Source organism: Streptomyces colwelliae, assembly GCF_048158785.1.
Lineage (GTDB): Bacteria > Actinomycetota > Actinomycetes > Streptomycetales > Streptomycetaceae > Streptomyces.
Window position 1 is genome coordinate 1 of sequence record NZ_JBLTJC010000079.1, and the last position, 14,033, is coordinate 14,033.

Genomic DNA, 14,033 nt, shown 5'->3' on the forward strand with positions numbered 1-14,033 from the left:
GGGTTGAGACAGGTGTAGTCGCCGCCCGGCATGGGCGCGGCCGAGGTCTCCAGACCGAGCGAGGCGTAGTAGAACGCGGCCGCCGCGGCCACGTCCGGCGTGTACAGCTCGACCCAGGTCAGCGAACGGTGGCGGCCGAAGCCGCCGCGAGATGGTCGGGCGGCGGGCTGCCGGCCCTGGTTGTCGCGGTGGCAGCGCGCGGTCAGGCGCCAGGGTCGACTTCGGGGTGCGTGAACCGCACGGGTTTGCCCAGCGACCGGGCGTAGACGATTTCGGCTCGGGTGCTGTCTCCGATGTAGTCGCCGACCACGAGCACCTCATCAGCGAGCCGGATCTTCGCCCGGTGCAGATCGTCGAGTCGAACCTTCAGCGCCTCGGCCTCGACAGGATCGGACCACAGTTCGTGCGGCGACTTCATGTCACAGCCCGGCTTGACGACAATCCTTCCGGCTTTGGTCTCCCGCAGATCGGCCTCGTTCATCTCGGTCATGAAGCGGGTGGAGCCGCAGATCACGACGATATGCGGGAGGCTCAACAGCTTCTTCGCGTCGGCGAGCTTCTCCTCGGGGGTGAGCAGTCGCGGGTGTGACACCGGTTCCTCCTGGTGGTGTGGTCCAAGGGGTGTCTGCGGAGACGAGAACGAGGATGTCCAAGATCGTTTTTTTACGAACGACGCGGACACCCTCGCGACAGCACACTATCTGCGCCACCTCTTCCCCTACCTGCCCCAGCAGCCCGGGTGCAACTGGGGGCCGAATGCGAGCTTCTGCGGGAGCGCCCCCGGCAGACTCTCATCGGCCACAAGAACTACTTCGGCCGTGGTTTCGAACACGAACTGCCGGAGTGTGGAGTCCAGTTGCCGCGTCCTGCCCGTCAAGGTGAACGGGAACGGCCTGGCGCAGCCCTGTTCAAGCCGCTGCGACAGGTCATCGAATCGATCCACGAGACCTTCAAGGGGCAGCTCGACTGGATCATCTAGACGTGGATGTCGACGACCACCCAGGAAGCGTGGTGCATCCAGTGGGCGATCGCGGCCAGGTGCGAGGGGTGGTTGAAATACCGCTGGAAGGCGGCGGTGTCGTCGAAGAGGCTGTTCAGGGCGAAGTCGTACGAGGCGGGCGTCTCGTCGAACGCGTGCCAGCCGACTTCCCACTGCCGGATCTCGGGGATCTCCCGGTCGAGCCTCTTCACGAGTTCGAACCCCTCCGTGACTTCGGGGGATTCGCGCGTGAGACCTTCGTTGAGCTTGAAGAGGACGATGTTCCGGATCATTTCCGCTCCTCGTGCCGTGTCGAAGTGCCGCGTCGAAGTGCCATGCCGAACTCGGCGGACGTTGACGGCTACGGGGCGCCCGACGGCTTGGTTCACCGCAGGGGACGTCGAACCGGACAGCTCACCCCGCGACGCGCCGACAGGCCCTTCGGGGCTATCGGCCGGTCACGGCAGGATGGCGGGCATGCGTTTTCGACTGCTCGGCCGACTGGAGCTGGTGACCGCCCACGGCGCGGTCGTCCCTCCCGGCGCGGTGTCCCGGGCGATCGTGGGACGGCTGCTGCTCGCCCAGGGTGCGGTCGTACAGCGCGACACCCTCGTCGAGGAGCTGTGGGAGGACCGCGGGACCAAGAACCCGGTCGGCGCGCTCCAGGTCCAGATGGCCAAGCTGCGCGTCGCCTTCGCCGCGCGCGGCGAGGACACCCGCCTGCTGTTCGGCCACGGCGGCTACCGGATCGTCCTGGGACCGGACGACGAGGTCGACGTACCCGACTTCGAGGTGGCGGTCCGGCAGGGGCGTGAGCATCTGGCGGCGACGGAGTACGAGAAGGCCGACAGCGAGTTGCGGCGAGGGCTGTCGATGTGGCGGGGCCGCGCCCTGGACGGCCTGGAGGGACGGGCCTTCGAGAGCGAGCGGACCCGCCTCGAGGACCTGCGGCTGGGCGCGCTGGAGGACGCCGCCGGCGCGGGCCTCGAACTCGGTCGCGCCAAGGAGCTGATCCCGGAGCTGCGGGCCCTGTCGTCCCTGGCCCCGCTCCGCGAGCGGTCCCGGGCCCGTCTCATGCTCGCGCTCTACCACTGCGGGCGGTTCGCGGAAGCCCTGGAGGTCTACGACACGGGCCGTCGCCTGTTGAAGTCCGAACTCGGTGTCGCTCCCTCGCAGGAGCTGAGCTCCTTGCACGCCGCGATACTCCGCCACGACCCGTCGCTCCACGGGCACGAACCGACTCCACAAGCGCGCTACCTGTCTCTCCGAGGGCGCGACCTGTCTCTCCGAGGGCCGGCCGCCCTGTCCGACCGGCTGTCCGCGCCGCGCACCGACGTCCGGCCGGTTTCCGGCGAAGGCAACCTGAGCCGGCCGCTCGGCCCGTTCGTCGGGAGGCGCAAGGAACTGATCGCGCTGTGCGAGGTCCTCGACCGGGAGCGGCTGGTGACCGTGCTGGGACCGGGAGGCGTCGGGAAGACGCGCCTGGCGCTGGAGGTGTGCGCGCTGGTCCAGCCGTCGCGCGGCACCGTCTGGTGGGTCGATCTGGCCCCGGCCGACGACGCGAACGTGCTCGCGGTGGTCGCCTCCGCGCTGGGACTGTCCGACACCTCCGTCCGGCCGGACCAGCCACCGCACGACTATGTGCACCGGATCACCTCGTTCCTGGCCGGACGGTCGGCCGTTCTCGCGCTCGACAACTGCGAGCACCTGCTCGACGCCGTCGCCCCGCTCGTCGCGACGCTGCTGGGCCGCTGTCCCTCCCTGACCGTCCTGGCCACCAGCAGATCACCGCTGGAGGTCCCGGCCGAGGTGCTGTACCCCTTGGCGCCGATGCCGGACGAGGACGCAGCGGACCTGTTCGGCACCCGCGCCGCCATGATCGACCCGTCCTTCGCCCCGGACGAGGCGGCGCTGCACGACATCCGCCGCCTCTGCCGCAGGCTCGACGGACTGCCGCTGGCGGTGGAACTCGCCGCCGCGCACGTCCGGCTCCTGACCGTCCGCGAGATCGAGGCCCGCCTCGACAACCGCTTCACCCTGCTGACCAAGGGGGAGCGCACCGCGCCGGCCAGACACCGCACCCTGCGCGCCGTCCTCGACTGGAGCTACGCCCTCCTCGACACCACCGAACAGCGGCTGCTGACGGAACTCGCCCTGTACGTGGGCGGCTGCTCGCTCGGACTCCTGGAAGCGGCCACCCCGTTGCCCGGGGCGGACAGCGCCGAACTGCTCCATGTACTGGGGCAGTTGGTCGACAAGTCCCTGCTCGTCCCGGTCTCCACGCCCGACGGGAACCGGCTGCGGATGCTGGAGACGGTCCGCGCGTACGCGCTCACCCGGCTCCGCGAGGAGGGCCGGGCGCCGGAGGCCGAAGAGCGCCTCATGACGTGGGCGGCACGCTTCGTCCGTGCCGGCAGTGCGGGACTCTCGTCCCGTGACCAGCGGGACTGGGCCAGGCGGCTCACCGAGGAGTCCGCCAACATCCGTGCGGCATCGGACCTGATGACGGCCAGGTCCCGGCCGGCCGGGGCCCTGCTGCTGGAGGCGCGGCTGGGCTACTTCTGGTTCATCAGCGGCCGCGAGGAAGAGGGGATCGACCGGCTCCAACGCGGTCTGGAGGCCTACGACGCGACAGCGGGGGAGCGGACCACGGAGCCCACCGAGGAGGACGAGTGGGCGCTGTTCTACACGATCGCCTGGCTCACCTGGCTCCACCATGTTGCCGGACACCACACGGAAGCCAGTTCCTATGTGGACAGGCACAAGGAGGCGTGGCAGCACGCGAAGAACCCCGACCTCGCCGTCCTGGGCCTCTGCTACGACGCGCTCCACGCGATGCTCAACGGACACGACGACGTGGAGGAGCGCTTCGCCGCGGGGGAGGCCGCCGTGGTGGACACGGAATTCCACTGGGACCGGGCGGTCCTACAGACGAACTGGTCGACCTACTGCCTGCAGCACGGGGACGTCGAGGGGGCCCGCCGCCACGGGCTGATCGCCGTGGCGGCGTCGCGCGCGGCCGACGACGACTTCGCCCGGGTCTTCTCCCTCACCCTCTGCGGCGACGCGGACGAGAGCGACGGCCTGCGCGCCCGGGCCCGTGAGCAGTGGGTGGAGGCGGCCCGGATCCTCCGTGCCGTCGGGGCGCGCACCCGCTGGGCGTACGTACTGCTCAGGCTGGTCTGCCTGGACATCACCGAGGGGGAGTTCGCCCTGGCCGAGGAGCGGCTCGTGGACGTGAGCCGGCTCGCGGACGAACTCAGTGCGGACGACCTCCAGGCGGCCGTGGCCAACCTGCGCGGAGTGCTGGCGGTCCGCGGCGGTCGCTTCGCGGACGCGGAGAGACTCTTCCGCGGTGTCTGGTGCTGTCCGGGAGCGCCGCTCGACCGCAGAGCGGTCTCGGCCGTCGGCCTGGCGGTCGTCGCGACGTCCGGTCCGCCGAGCCCGACCGCCCCGGACGACGCGCGGGCCTGGATCGACCGGGGGCGCCGGACGCACGCCGGACTGCTGGAACCGCTCGCCCGACACGCGGTGGGCGTGCTGCTGGACCGGCTGGACGCCCACCATCGGGCCCACGCGAACGGGCCGACCGGGACGGACCGGGAGTGCGACTGGCTCTCGGACAGCCCCTCCGTGCTGGCCGCCTTCAGCTGACCGCCCCGGCCGCTCCCGGCGACAGGCCGTACGCGGACCGTGAACCTCTTCGGGGTGTGCGCCGTAGCAGCGACCAGACGGCACCTGGTCACCGGGGACGCCTCCGCCGCCATGTCGTGTCGTGTCGCGGAGTCGTTCCCCCTTGCTCTCCCAAGTGGCCGTCGGACAGGGCCGGTTCTCCGACGAAAGGCACAGCACCATGACCGAGTACCAGGGGCGGAACGTTCTCGGAGAGGACGCCGTCGCCGAACTGGCCGACCGGATCGAGGGATCCGTGTTCACCCCGGACGACGCGGGCTACGTGGGGGCGGTCGCGGCGTTCAACCTGCGCTCGCGGCACCGGCCCTGCCTGGTCGTCGCGGCGGCCGGCGCCGCCGACGTGCGGGCCGCGGTCGCTTTCGCCGCCGCGCGTGACATACCCGTCGGGGTCATGGCCACCGGACACCAGCCGTTCCCCGCCGCGGACGGCTTCCTGCTCGTCACCACGGGTGCGATGCGTACGGTCGAGATCGACACCGAGCGTGGCGTGGCCCGGGTGGGTGCGGGCGCCGTCTGGTCGGACGTCGTAGAGCCCGCTCAGGCGGAAGAGCTGGCACCGCTGAACGGGTCCAGTCCGCTGGTGGGAGTCGTGGGCTTCACCCTCGGCGGCGGACTCAGCCCGTTCCTGGGGCGGTCCTACGGCTGGGCCGCCGACCATGTCGTGGCGATCGAGGTCGTCACGCCGGACGGTGAGCTGCGTCGCGTCACCGCGGAGGTGGAACCGGACCTGTTCTGGGGCCTGCGCGGCGGACGCAGCAACTTCGGGATCGTGACCGAGCTGGAGATCGGGCTCTTCCCCGTGACCTCCTTCTACGGCGGCGGGATCTACTTCGCCGCCGAGCACGTCGAGGCCGTGGTCCGCGCCTTCCCCGAGGTGGTCCGCGACGCGCCCCACGCCTTCACCTGCTCCGTGGCACTCCTCAACTTCCCGTCGGTACCGGAGATCCCCGAACCGCTGCGGGGCCGGTTCCTCGCCCACGTCCGGGTGACCCACCTCGGCTCCGACGAGGAGGCGGAGAAGTTCATCGCGCCCTTCCGGGCCATCGGTGAAGGGGTGATCGACACGATCGGCCGCCATCCCTACGGCGCGTTCGCCCTCGTGCACACCGACCCGGCCGATCCCTTCCCGTACGAGGAACAGGGCGCCCTGCTGGCCGAGTTGCCGGCCCGGGCCGTCGAATCCCTTGTGGAGAGCGCCCAGTTGGCGGCCGGCGGACTCGTCACGGTCCTGGAGATCAGGCATCTCGGCGGGGCGCTGGCGGATCGGCCGGCCGCGGCGAGCCCCGTCGCCGCCCGGGACGCCGTGTTCAACGTGTGGGGAGCGACCGTCGGACCGCCGGAGGTCGTCGACGCCGGTATGGCCATGCTCGGCGGAATGGTGGAGCGCCTCAGCCCCTGGTCGACGGGTCTCGCGTACACCAACTTCGCCGGCCGTGACGACCGGGCGGAGGACGTGTTCACCGCCGACGACCTGGAGCGGCTGCGTGCCCTGAAGCGGCGCTACGACCCGCGCAACCTGTTCCGGGTCAACAACCACAACGTCGCTCCGGAATAGGACTCCGCCGGTACGCCGGCGCAGAGCCGTCGAGTCGTGGAGCAGCCGAGCCGCCGGAACACCGACGTGATTCCAGGAGACCGCACGGTGACATGCGAGCAGGAGAGAACCCGACTGGCCGCCTATGCCATGGCAGCCCTCGATCCCGGAGAAGCCGTACTCGTCGACAGGCACGTACGGGAGTGCCCGGCATGCGCGGGCGCCGTGGACGAGATCCGCACCGCTCTCGCCGCTGTCCGGCGACTGCCCGCGGAGGACCTGGTGGGCAACTGGTCCGGCAGGCTCCCCGCACTGCGGGAAGCAGCGGTCCGAGCCGCCCTGGCCCGGGCCCCCGACCGGGAGTGAACAGCTCCTGAGCAGCCCCGGCGCCCGGGGCTCCACCCGACGGAGCCCCGCGCGCCGGCGCTTTCCCGCGCCTTTCCCGCGTCTGTCCTCGCAGGTACAGGCCAGGCAAGCGGACATCAAGGCGCCGGCAAGAGGTCCCCCCGAAGGTTGCCCCGTTCAGCTTTCAACGAATTGGCGCGCCGTGCATCGACCCGCGGCGCATCGGGGGAACGTGGCGATGAGGCACAGCACAGCAATCCGGGACGCACGGCCGGGCGGGCCCGGCGGAGCCCGTGACCGGGCGCGCGACGAGGCGTTCATCCGCGCCGTCTACGACAAACACGGTGTGTTCCTGCTCAGAGTGACCACCGGACTGCTCTGGGGCGACAGCCATCAGGCCCAGGACCTGGTCCAGGAGGCCGTCCTGCGGGCCTGGCAGAACGCCGACATCCTCGATCCCGAGGCCGAGGGCATACGGCCGTGGCTCGTCACGGTCGTCCGCAACCTCGTCATCGACGGCTACCGCGCCCGGAAGGCCCGTCCGCCGGAGACGGTCGACACCGCGCTGAACGACATGCCCGGTCCGGAGTCCATGGATCCGGCCCTCACCAAGAAGGTCGTGCGCGAAGCCCTGGCGGACCTGACGTTGCAGCACCGAGAGATCCTCGTCCACGTCGAGTTCCTGGACCAGTCCGTGGCCCGGACGGCACAGACGCTGGGCATACCGCCGGGCACGGTCAAGTCCCGGACACACCTTGCCCTCAGGGCGCTGCGGGCGGCGCTGGCCGAGCGGGGGTACACGCCGTGAGCGCGCCCCTCGTGAGAGGGCTTCGCCGAACTGGGCCACGCCCGTGCGGCCCTGCTCGGCGGTCCCGGTAGCCGACGGACTGGTCACCGTCGCAGCGAACGGTCAGCCGCGCTCTGTCCAAGGCGCGCACCGGCCGAGCGGGGCAACGCCGAACGAGCCGAGCGCGCGGGCCAGTTCGGTGTCGTACTGATCGGCGTCGAAACAGAACGCGGGGGGCCGTACCTGGTCCGTGGGTACCCGCCAGTCGGACCACTCCACGACCCCGCCGTGGCGCCGCACGAACACGGACAGCCAGCCGCAGCATCCGCCCGTGCACTCAGGCTCGCCGAGCACCGCACGATGTCCCTCGCCGGTCGCCCGGAGGACACCGTGACCGTCGGCGGGCAGTGCCTCCTCCGCGAACGGGCCGCGGCCTCCCTCTCCGACCGCCTCCGCGACCACGTCCTCGCCGTCGATCCGGAACCGCAGCTGGGCAGCCCAGCGGGGGCCCGGTGGCAGCACACTGACCTCAAGCCGATTGAACACCCGAGCACCCTAGGGCAACTGGTTGGTCGCTGTGCAGGGATTGATACGCGGCCAGCACGATCTTGAGCGTGCGCAGTCCGCCGGGTCCGTCAGGATGGGCGCGCTGCCCGGTGCGTGCCGCGCTGAGGAAGGCCTCCAGCATGGCGGCGTCGAGGTCGGTGGTGCCGGGTTCCCAGAGTGGCCGGGCCTTGTCGGTCTCGTAGCCGCGCAGCAGGGGTGGGAAGGCGTCGAAGTGCGCGGTGCCGTGCCGGCCGACGCAGGACTCGGCCTGTGCCACGCGGCCCGGCCGGCGCCCCCGGTGACCACCGAATCGCGACATCACCCTCGCCATCGATGCCTACGGCCGCGCCAACTGCGGGCATCGGACGGGCACATGGGAGATCGAGTCACCGACCTGCGGGGCATTCCCGAGCTGGGCACGCCGTCCCCTCGTCCTGATCCCCCGCGACCTGCCACCGGCTGACACCGAGGGTCTGGTCACCCGCGGCGCCGCGGCCCCCCCGCCCAACTGACCGTCAGTTGCCGCAGCCGGCACCGCTGAAAGAGCTCACTGAGCCCCGCGATGCGCAGCCGTCTCACGCCGAGTCGCCCGTCGGCGTGCTTCCTCCACCGCACTCCTCTCTTCCGGAGTGAGGCGATTCATGAGCCGGTCGTTGTTGACCCAATCGTTGAGAAGGGCGTGAGAACCCCCCAGGCTCAGGGAGTACGCCCACATACTTCGCCCGCGCGTCGTTCCGTTCCATTCGTTTGCCCAGTTGAGCAGATGGCCTATTCGCTGTTCCGTCGTGAACCTCGTCAATTGCATGCCCGTCACCTTTCGATGGTTACGAGAAGGCCTGGTCTTCGTCCGCCCTGTGAACGGGGCGGAGAAGAAGGAGGTTCACGGCAGGATCAGAATCCGGTGAGGGTCACCTTGCCGATGGTGCTGCCGGACTCGAGGATGCGATGCGCCTCGCGCAGGTGCTCGGCGTTGATCGCGCCGAGGTCCCGTGTGGCCGTGGTCCGCAGTGCGCCCTCGTCCACGAGGTCGGCGATCCGGTTCAGGATGTGGTGCTGCGCCACCTGGTCCGGGGTCCCGAACAGCGAGCGCGTGAACATGAGTTCCCAGTGGAAGGAGATGCTCTTCGCCTTCAGCAGGCCGATCTCCACGGGGCCGAAGTCGTCGATGGCCAGCAGCCCGCCGAACGGCTTGAGCATGTCGGCGTACGCGGCGAGGTTCCGGTCCGTACCGGCGGTGCCGAAGATGTGGTCGACCCCGCCGGGCGCCACCTCGGCCACCTGGGCCGGCAGCGGACGATGGTGGTCGACCACATGTGTCACACCCATACGGCGGGCGAACTCGACGGTCTCCGGGCGGGACGCGGTGCCGATCACGGTCAGTCCGGTGAGGGCCCGGGCCAGCTGGGCCACCATGGCCCCGACACCACCCGCGGCCGCGGTCACCAGCAGTGTGCCGGTCTCCTCCGAAGCACCCTCGCGCAGACCGAGACGTTCGAACAACCCCTCCCAGGCGGTGAGGGAGGTCAGCGGCAGCGCCGCCGCCTCGCCGAAGGAGAGAGAGGTGGGCTTACGGCCGACGATGCGCTCGTCGACGGTGTGGAAGCGCGAGTTGGTGCCCGGCCGGTCGATCGCGCCGGCGTAGAAGACCTCGTCGCCGACCTCGAACAGCTCCACCTGCTCACCGACCGCGACGACCGTGCCGGCGGCGTCCCAGCCCAGCACCTTGAGCTCGCCGCCCGGGTCGTTGCTCTGCCGGACCTTGTAGTCCACCGGGTTGACCGCGACGGCCTCCACCTGGACCAGCAGATCGTGCGGACCCGGCTGCGGCACCGGCAGTTCGACGTCCACCAGGCTCTCGGCGTCATCGATCGGCAGGCTCTTGCGATACGCGACGGCGGGCATCGGCGACGTCTTCCAGGTCTCGCTCATCATGGATCTCCTCGACTCGTACGGTGGGCCGACGAGGATCGGCGGCCACGACCCGCAAGGTACCTATCGGGAGGTAGTAACCATCAAGGGAGCCTGCTTCCCAAAGGAAACCATCGAGGTGGGAAGGGTGTGAGGAGCCCGCCCCGCGTGTCGCGAGGTCAGGCGGACTCCGGGAACCGGTCGATGTTCTGCTCCACCCAGCTGCGCAGATGGGAGAGCGGCGCGCAGGCGTCCTTGCCGAGCGGGGTCAGGCTGTACTCGACGCGGGGCGGCACCTCCGCGTAGATCCGACGGTCGATCAGGCCGTAGTCCTCCAGGCGGCGCAGGGTCTGCGTGAGGACCTTGGGGCTCACGCCCTGGAGCCGGCCGCGCAGTGCTCCGAAGCGCTGCGGCCCGTCCTCAAGGGCGCCCAGCGCGAGGGCGCTCCACTTGTTGGCGAGGAGATCCAGCATGTCGCGGCAGGGGCAGGCGGCGGAGTAGACGCTCTTGGGGTCGTCGCAGAGGCCCGATGTCTTGGTCATACGGCAACAGTACCCAACGGGTACTAGTATCCCTTGCGGGTAACCACGGCCTGCCTCGTACGGTCATGGGCATGCTCGGAATCCAGGTTGGGAATCCAGGTTTCGAGCATCGGAACCGCCGATGAAGGCTGACACATGAACGACGACGCCCTGCACCTGCGACTGCTCGGCCGCCTGGAGCTGGCCGACGGAAGCGGTGCCGTCACCCTTCCTGGCGCCGTCTCCCGCGCGATCGTCGGCCGCCTGCTGCTGGCCGGGGGAGCGGTCGTGCACCGTGACACCCTCATCGACGAACTGTGGGAGGAACGCGAGGCGAAGGACCCGGTCAACGCCCTTCAGGTCCAGGTGACGAAACTGCGCGCGGCGCTCGCGACGCGGGGCCGGGAGGGGCGGCTGCGGTCGCAGTACGGGGGATACCGGTTCGTCCTGTCCCCGGAGGACCAGCTCGACACGGTCCGCTTCGAGGCGACGGTCCGCGAGGGACGCGAACACCTGGCGGCGGGGGCGTACCGACAGGCCGAAGGCGTCCTACGGCAGGGACTCGCGCTGTGGCGGGGCCGCGCGCTGGACGATCTCAAGGGCCGGGTCTTCGACGCCGAGCGGCTGCGTCTCGGGGAACTGCGCCTGAGCGCGCAGGAGGACGCGGGTGCCGCAGGTCTTGAGCTCGGCCGTGCGGCGGAACTGGTCCCCGAACTGACGGCACTCGTGTCCGCCGCACCACTGCGCGAACGGTCCCGGGCACGGCTGATGCTCGCGCTCCACCGCTGCGGGCGCAACGCCGAGGCGCTGGACGTGTACGAATCGGGCCGCAGACTCCTGAGGTCCGAGCTGGGCGCCGATCCTTCCCCCGAACTGCGTTCCCTGCACGACGCGATACTGGCGGGCGAGCCACGTCCCGGGACGGCGACCACCGACTCCGTACGACTGTCCCCGGCCCCCGCCGCTTCCCGCCCGGCGCCCGGCGACGGCGGTCCCGACCACCCCCTCGGCCCGTTCGTCGGCCGCGGTGAGGAACTCGACGGGCTGCGCGCGGCCCTCGACCGCGAGCGGCTGGTGACCGTCGTAGGACCCGGCGGTGTCGGCAAGACCCGCCTCGCGCTTGAGGCGTGCGTGCTGATGCAGTCCTCGTGCGACGGGGTGTGGTGGGTCGATCTGGTGTCGGCCGACGGCGCGGGTGTCCTCGCGGCGATCGCCGGGGCCCTGGGTCTGTCGGACGCGTCGGTCCGGCCGGACCAGCCACCGCACGACTATGTGCACCGGCTCACCTCGTTCCTGGCCGGACGGCGGGCGATGCTCGTGCTCGACAACTGTGAGCACCTGCTCGACGCGGTCGCCCCGCTCGTGGCGGTCCTGCTCGGCCGGTGCCCCGCGCTCACCGTCCTGGCAACCAGCAGAGCCCCACTGGCAGTTGCGGGCGAAACGCTGTATCCCCTGGTGCCGATGGCCGACGCCGAGGCCGCGGACCTGTTCAGCACCCGCGCCCTCATGATCGACCCGTCCTTCACCCCCGACGAGACCGCGATGCACGACATCCGCTCGCTCTGTCGCAGGCTGGACGGACTGCCGCTCGCGGTCGAACTCGCCGCCGCTCACGTACGGTTGCTGCCGGTGCGCGAGATCGAACTCCGCCTCGACAACCGCTTCGCCCTGCTGGCCAAGGGGAAGCGGACCGCTCCCGCCCGGCACCGCACTCTGCGTGCCGTCCTCGACTGGAGTTACGCCCTCCTGGACACCACCGAGCAGCGGGTGTTGACGGAACTCGCCCTGTATGTCGGCGGCTGTTCCGTGGAGTTGGCGGAGACGACGATGCTCCGTCCCGAGGGGGACTGTCCCGGGGTGGACCACCACGAGATCCTGCAAGTGCTGGCCCAACTGGTCGACAAATCCCTCCTGTTCACCGTCTCGACGCCCGACGGGAGTCGGCTGCGGATGCTGGAGACGGTGCGCGAATACGCGCTCGACCGGCTCCGGGCCGAAGGGAGGGCCGCCGAGGCGGAGGAACGCTTCATGGCATGGGCCCTGCGTTTCGTGCGCGAGTGCACCGACGCCAACGCACCCATCGAACAAGGCGAGTTGATCAGGCGGCACACCGCGGAGTCCGCCAACATCAGGGCCGCCTCGGACCTCATGATGGCCCGGTCGAGAACAACTCAGGCCCTGTCCCTGGAATCACGTCGGGGCAGCTACTGGATCATCAGCGGCCGCGAGGAAGAGGGGATCGACCGTCTCCAGCGCAGCGTGCGGGCCCTTGACGCGGCGGAGGGGCAACGGGCCGCCGCAGAGCCCACCGAAGAGGACGAGCAGGCACTCTTCTACGCCCTCGCGTGGCTTGTCTGGCTCAACCATGTCGTCGGGCGGTACGTGGAGGGCAGCCACGTCATCGATCGGTTCAAGGCGGCCTGGCGCCAGGCGAAGAACCCCGAACTCGCCGTCCTGGGACCCTGTTACGAACCGCTCCACGCCATGCTGACCGGACGGGACGACGTGGAGGAACTCTTCGTACGGGCCGAAAAGGGCGTCGCGGGCACCGAGTTCCACTGGGACCGGGCGATCCTCCTGACCAACTGGACGACGTACTGCCTCCAGGCCGGCGACATCGACGGCGCCCGCAGCCACGGCCGGGCCGCCGTCTCGGCGGCGATCGCCTCCGGCGACGACTTCGCCAGGGCGTGCACCCTCACGCTCCGGGGCGACGCGGACGAGAGCGCCGGTCTCCGCGACCGCGCCCGCGCGCACTGGACCGAGGCGGCGCGCATCCTCCGTTCCATCGGCGGGCGCGGCCAGTACGCGTACGCCGCACTCAGGATCGTGTGCCTGGACATCGCGGAGGGAGCCGTCGACACGGCCGAGAACCGGCTCACGGAAGTGATCCGGCTCGCGGACGAACTGAGCGCCGACGACCTACGAGCCGCGGCAGCCATCCTGCGCGGAACACTGGCGTTCTACGGCGGTCGTTTCTCGGACGCGCAGACGATCTTCGCCGACGTCTGGGACAGCCCTACGGCGCCGCTCGACCGCAGAGCGATGTCCGCCGTAGGCCTGGTGGCGGTGACGACGTTCGGCCCACCCACCCCCTCGGCGGCCGGCGACGCGCGGATCTGGATGGACCGCGCCGGCGAGGCGCTCGACCGGGTACGTGAGCCGCTGGCCCGTCGTGCGGTGGGCGCCCTGCTGGACAAGCTGGACGCCTACTTCAAGTCCGGTCCGAGCGGCGCGATCGGGGCGGACCATGTGCAGGCCTGGCTCTCCAACAACCCTTCCCTGCTTGCCGGTTTCACCGGAGTGCTGAATGGCCCGGGCCGGCATCGGTGATCCGCCAGGTCCGGTAGCCGCGCCGTACGCGTCATGCGTTCCGAGGCGACTTTGAGGTGGCCGATTCCTCGGCGAAACGGCGACACGGCGGGACCAGTCAGCCTGTTCCGGTGACGGCATGCCCTTGTGGGCTCTCGGGATGATCTCGCATTGCTGGCCGATTTCGACCCCCGCAATCGGTCTGGCAGGTCTGGCCGGTGGGTCGGGGTGCCCGGCGGTCGTACGAGCCGTGGCGCCACGGACCCGACGCGTTCCCGGCGGCGAGTGAACCGGGTCAGGGAGTGGCCCGTAGACGGCATGCGACGAGTCCTGCGAACGGCTCGTCCGAGGGCGGTTCGCCCCATCCGCCCCCACACGCCTTGTGTCTGTCCGCCGGCCGGCCCGGCC

The 14,033-nt window shown here is 70.5% G+C and carries 11 protein-coding genes and 2 pseudogenes; 6 read left to right on the top strand and 7 right to left on the bottom strand.

Annotated elements, in window-relative coordinates; translation table 11 throughout:
* A pseudogene (locus ACNFOC_RS18600) lies at positions 1-125 on the bottom strand (VOC family protein); the annotation flags it as partial.
* Between the two features lie 77 nt (positions 126-202).
* Positions 203-592 (bottom strand): hypothetical protein, encoded by a 390-nt coding sequence (locus ACNFOC_RS18605; RefSeq protein WP_416960209.1) that lies wholly within the window; start codon positions 590-592, stop codon positions 203-205.
* A gap of 153 nt (positions 593-745) precedes the next feature.
* Between ACNFOC_RS18605 and ACNFOC_RS18610 the strand changes: the two are divergent.
* Positions 746-967, top strand: a pseudogene (locus tag ACNFOC_RS18610) (IS982 family transposase); the annotation flags it as partial.
* Between the two features lie 8 nt (positions 968-975).
* On the opposite strand, the gene ACNFOC_RS18615 reads toward ACNFOC_RS18610, so the two are convergent.
* Positions 976-1,272 carry a Dabb family protein gene (locus ACNFOC_RS18615; protein WP_416960211.1) on the bottom strand — a complete coding sequence of 99 codons (297 nt, stop codon included), beginning with the start codon at positions 1,270-1,272 and terminating at the stop codon, positions 976-978.
* Between the two features lie 184 nt (positions 1,273-1,456).
* Here ACNFOC_RS18615 and ACNFOC_RS18620 point away from each other — a divergent pair, with 184 nt between their 5' ends.
* The 4 genes from ACNFOC_RS18620 to ACNFOC_RS18635 all read left to right on the top strand — a co-directional run bounded on the left by ACNFOC_RS18620 (position 1,457) and on the right by ACNFOC_RS18635 (position 7,359).
* Positions 1,457-4,633 carry an AfsR/SARP family transcriptional regulator gene (locus ACNFOC_RS18620; RefSeq protein WP_416960212.1) on the top strand — a complete coding sequence of 1,059 codons (3,177 nt, stop codon included), beginning with the start codon at positions 1,457-1,459 and terminating at the stop codon, positions 4,631-4,633.
* Between the two features lie 199 nt (positions 4,634-4,832).
* Complete coding sequence (locus ACNFOC_RS18625; RefSeq protein ID WP_416960213.1) at positions 4,833-6,227, top strand: FAD-binding oxidoreductase; 1,395 nt, start codon at positions 4,833-4,835, stop codon at positions 6,225-6,227.
* A gap of 87 nt (positions 6,228-6,314) precedes the next feature.
* Positions 6,315-6,572 (top strand): anti-sigma factor family protein, encoded by a 258-nt coding sequence (locus tag ACNFOC_RS18630; RefSeq protein WP_416960214.1) that lies wholly within the window; start codon positions 6,315-6,317, stop codon positions 6,570-6,572.
* A gap of 217 nt (positions 6,573-6,789) precedes the next feature.
* On the top strand, positions 6,790-7,359 hold the full coding sequence (locus ACNFOC_RS18635) for a sigma-70 family RNA polymerase sigma factor (protein ID WP_416960215.1): 570 nt from the start codon (positions 6,790-6,792) through the stop codon (positions 7,357-7,359).
* 102 nt (positions 7,360-7,461) lie between these two features.
* Here ACNFOC_RS18635 and ACNFOC_RS18640 read toward each other — a convergent pair whose 3' ends face one another.
* The 4 genes from ACNFOC_RS18640 to ACNFOC_RS18655 form a co-directional block, all read right to left on the bottom strand.
* Positions 7,462-7,884 carry a hypothetical protein gene (locus ACNFOC_RS18640; protein ID WP_416960216.1) on the bottom strand — a complete coding sequence of 141 codons (423 nt, stop codon included), beginning with the start codon at positions 7,882-7,884 and terminating at the stop codon, positions 7,462-7,464.
* Positions 7,868-8,203, bottom strand: a complete 336-nt coding sequence (locus tag ACNFOC_RS18645) for a hypothetical protein (protein WP_416960217.1) — start codon at positions 8,201-8,203, stop codon at positions 7,868-7,870. Before ACNFOC_RS18645 ends, ACNFOC_RS18640 begins: the two co-directional genes overlap by 17 nt.
* A gap of 572 nt (positions 8,204-8,775) precedes the next feature.
* Positions 8,776-9,813, bottom strand: a complete 1,038-nt coding sequence (locus ACNFOC_RS18650; protein ID WP_521985189.1) for a zinc-binding alcohol dehydrogenase family protein — start codon at positions 9,811-9,813, stop codon at positions 8,776-8,778.
* A gap of 158 nt (positions 9,814-9,971) precedes the next feature.
* On the bottom strand, positions 9,972-10,265 hold the full coding sequence (locus ACNFOC_RS18655; protein WP_399002946.1) for a winged helix-turn-helix transcriptional regulator: 294 nt from the start codon (positions 10,263-10,265) through the stop codon (positions 9,972-9,974).
* A 204-nt stretch (positions 10,266-10,469) separates the two neighbouring features.
* Here ACNFOC_RS18655 and ACNFOC_RS18660 point away from each other — a divergent pair, with 204 nt between their 5' ends.
* A complete protein-coding gene (locus ACNFOC_RS18660) occupies positions 10,470-13,646 on the top strand; it encodes an AfsR/SARP family transcriptional regulator (RefSeq protein WP_416960218.1) in 3,177 nt (1,058 codons plus the stop codon).
* Positions 13,647-14,033 lie beyond the last annotated feature (387 nt).

Excerpts from the sequence above, each read along its gene's own strand:
- ACNFOC_RS18615 (WP_416960211.1), bottom strand. The coding sequence starts at position 1,272 with ATGATCCGGAACATCGTCCTCTTCAAGCTCAACGAAGGTCTCACGCGC.
- ACNFOC_RS18620 (WP_416960212.1), top strand. The coding sequence starts at position 1,457 with ATGCGTTTTCGACTGCTCGGCCGACTGGAGCTGGTGACCGCCCACGGC.
- ACNFOC_RS18625 (WP_416960213.1), top strand. The coding sequence starts at position 4,833 with ATGACCGAGTACCAGGGGCGGAACGTTCTCGGAGAGGACGCCGTCGCC.
- ACNFOC_RS18635 (WP_416960215.1), top strand. The coding sequence starts at position 6,790 with ATGAGGCACAGCACAGCAATCCGGGACGCACGGCCGGGCGGGCCCGGC.
- ACNFOC_RS18645 (WP_416960217.1), bottom strand. The coding sequence starts at position 8,203 with ATGTCGCGATTCGGTGGTCACCGGGGGCGCCGGCCGGGCCGCGTGGCA.
- ACNFOC_RS18650 (WP_521985189.1), bottom strand. The coding sequence starts at position 9,813 with ATGAGCGAGACCTGGAAGACGTCGCCGATGCCCGCCGTCGCGTATCGC.
- ACNFOC_RS18655 (WP_399002946.1), bottom strand. The coding sequence starts at position 10,265 with ATGCTGGATCTCCTCGCCAACAAGTGGAGCGCCCTCGCGCTGGGCGCC.
- ACNFOC_RS18660 (WP_416960218.1), top strand. The coding sequence starts at position 10,470 with ATGAACGACGACGCCCTGCACCTGCGACTGCTCGGCCGCCTGGAGCTG.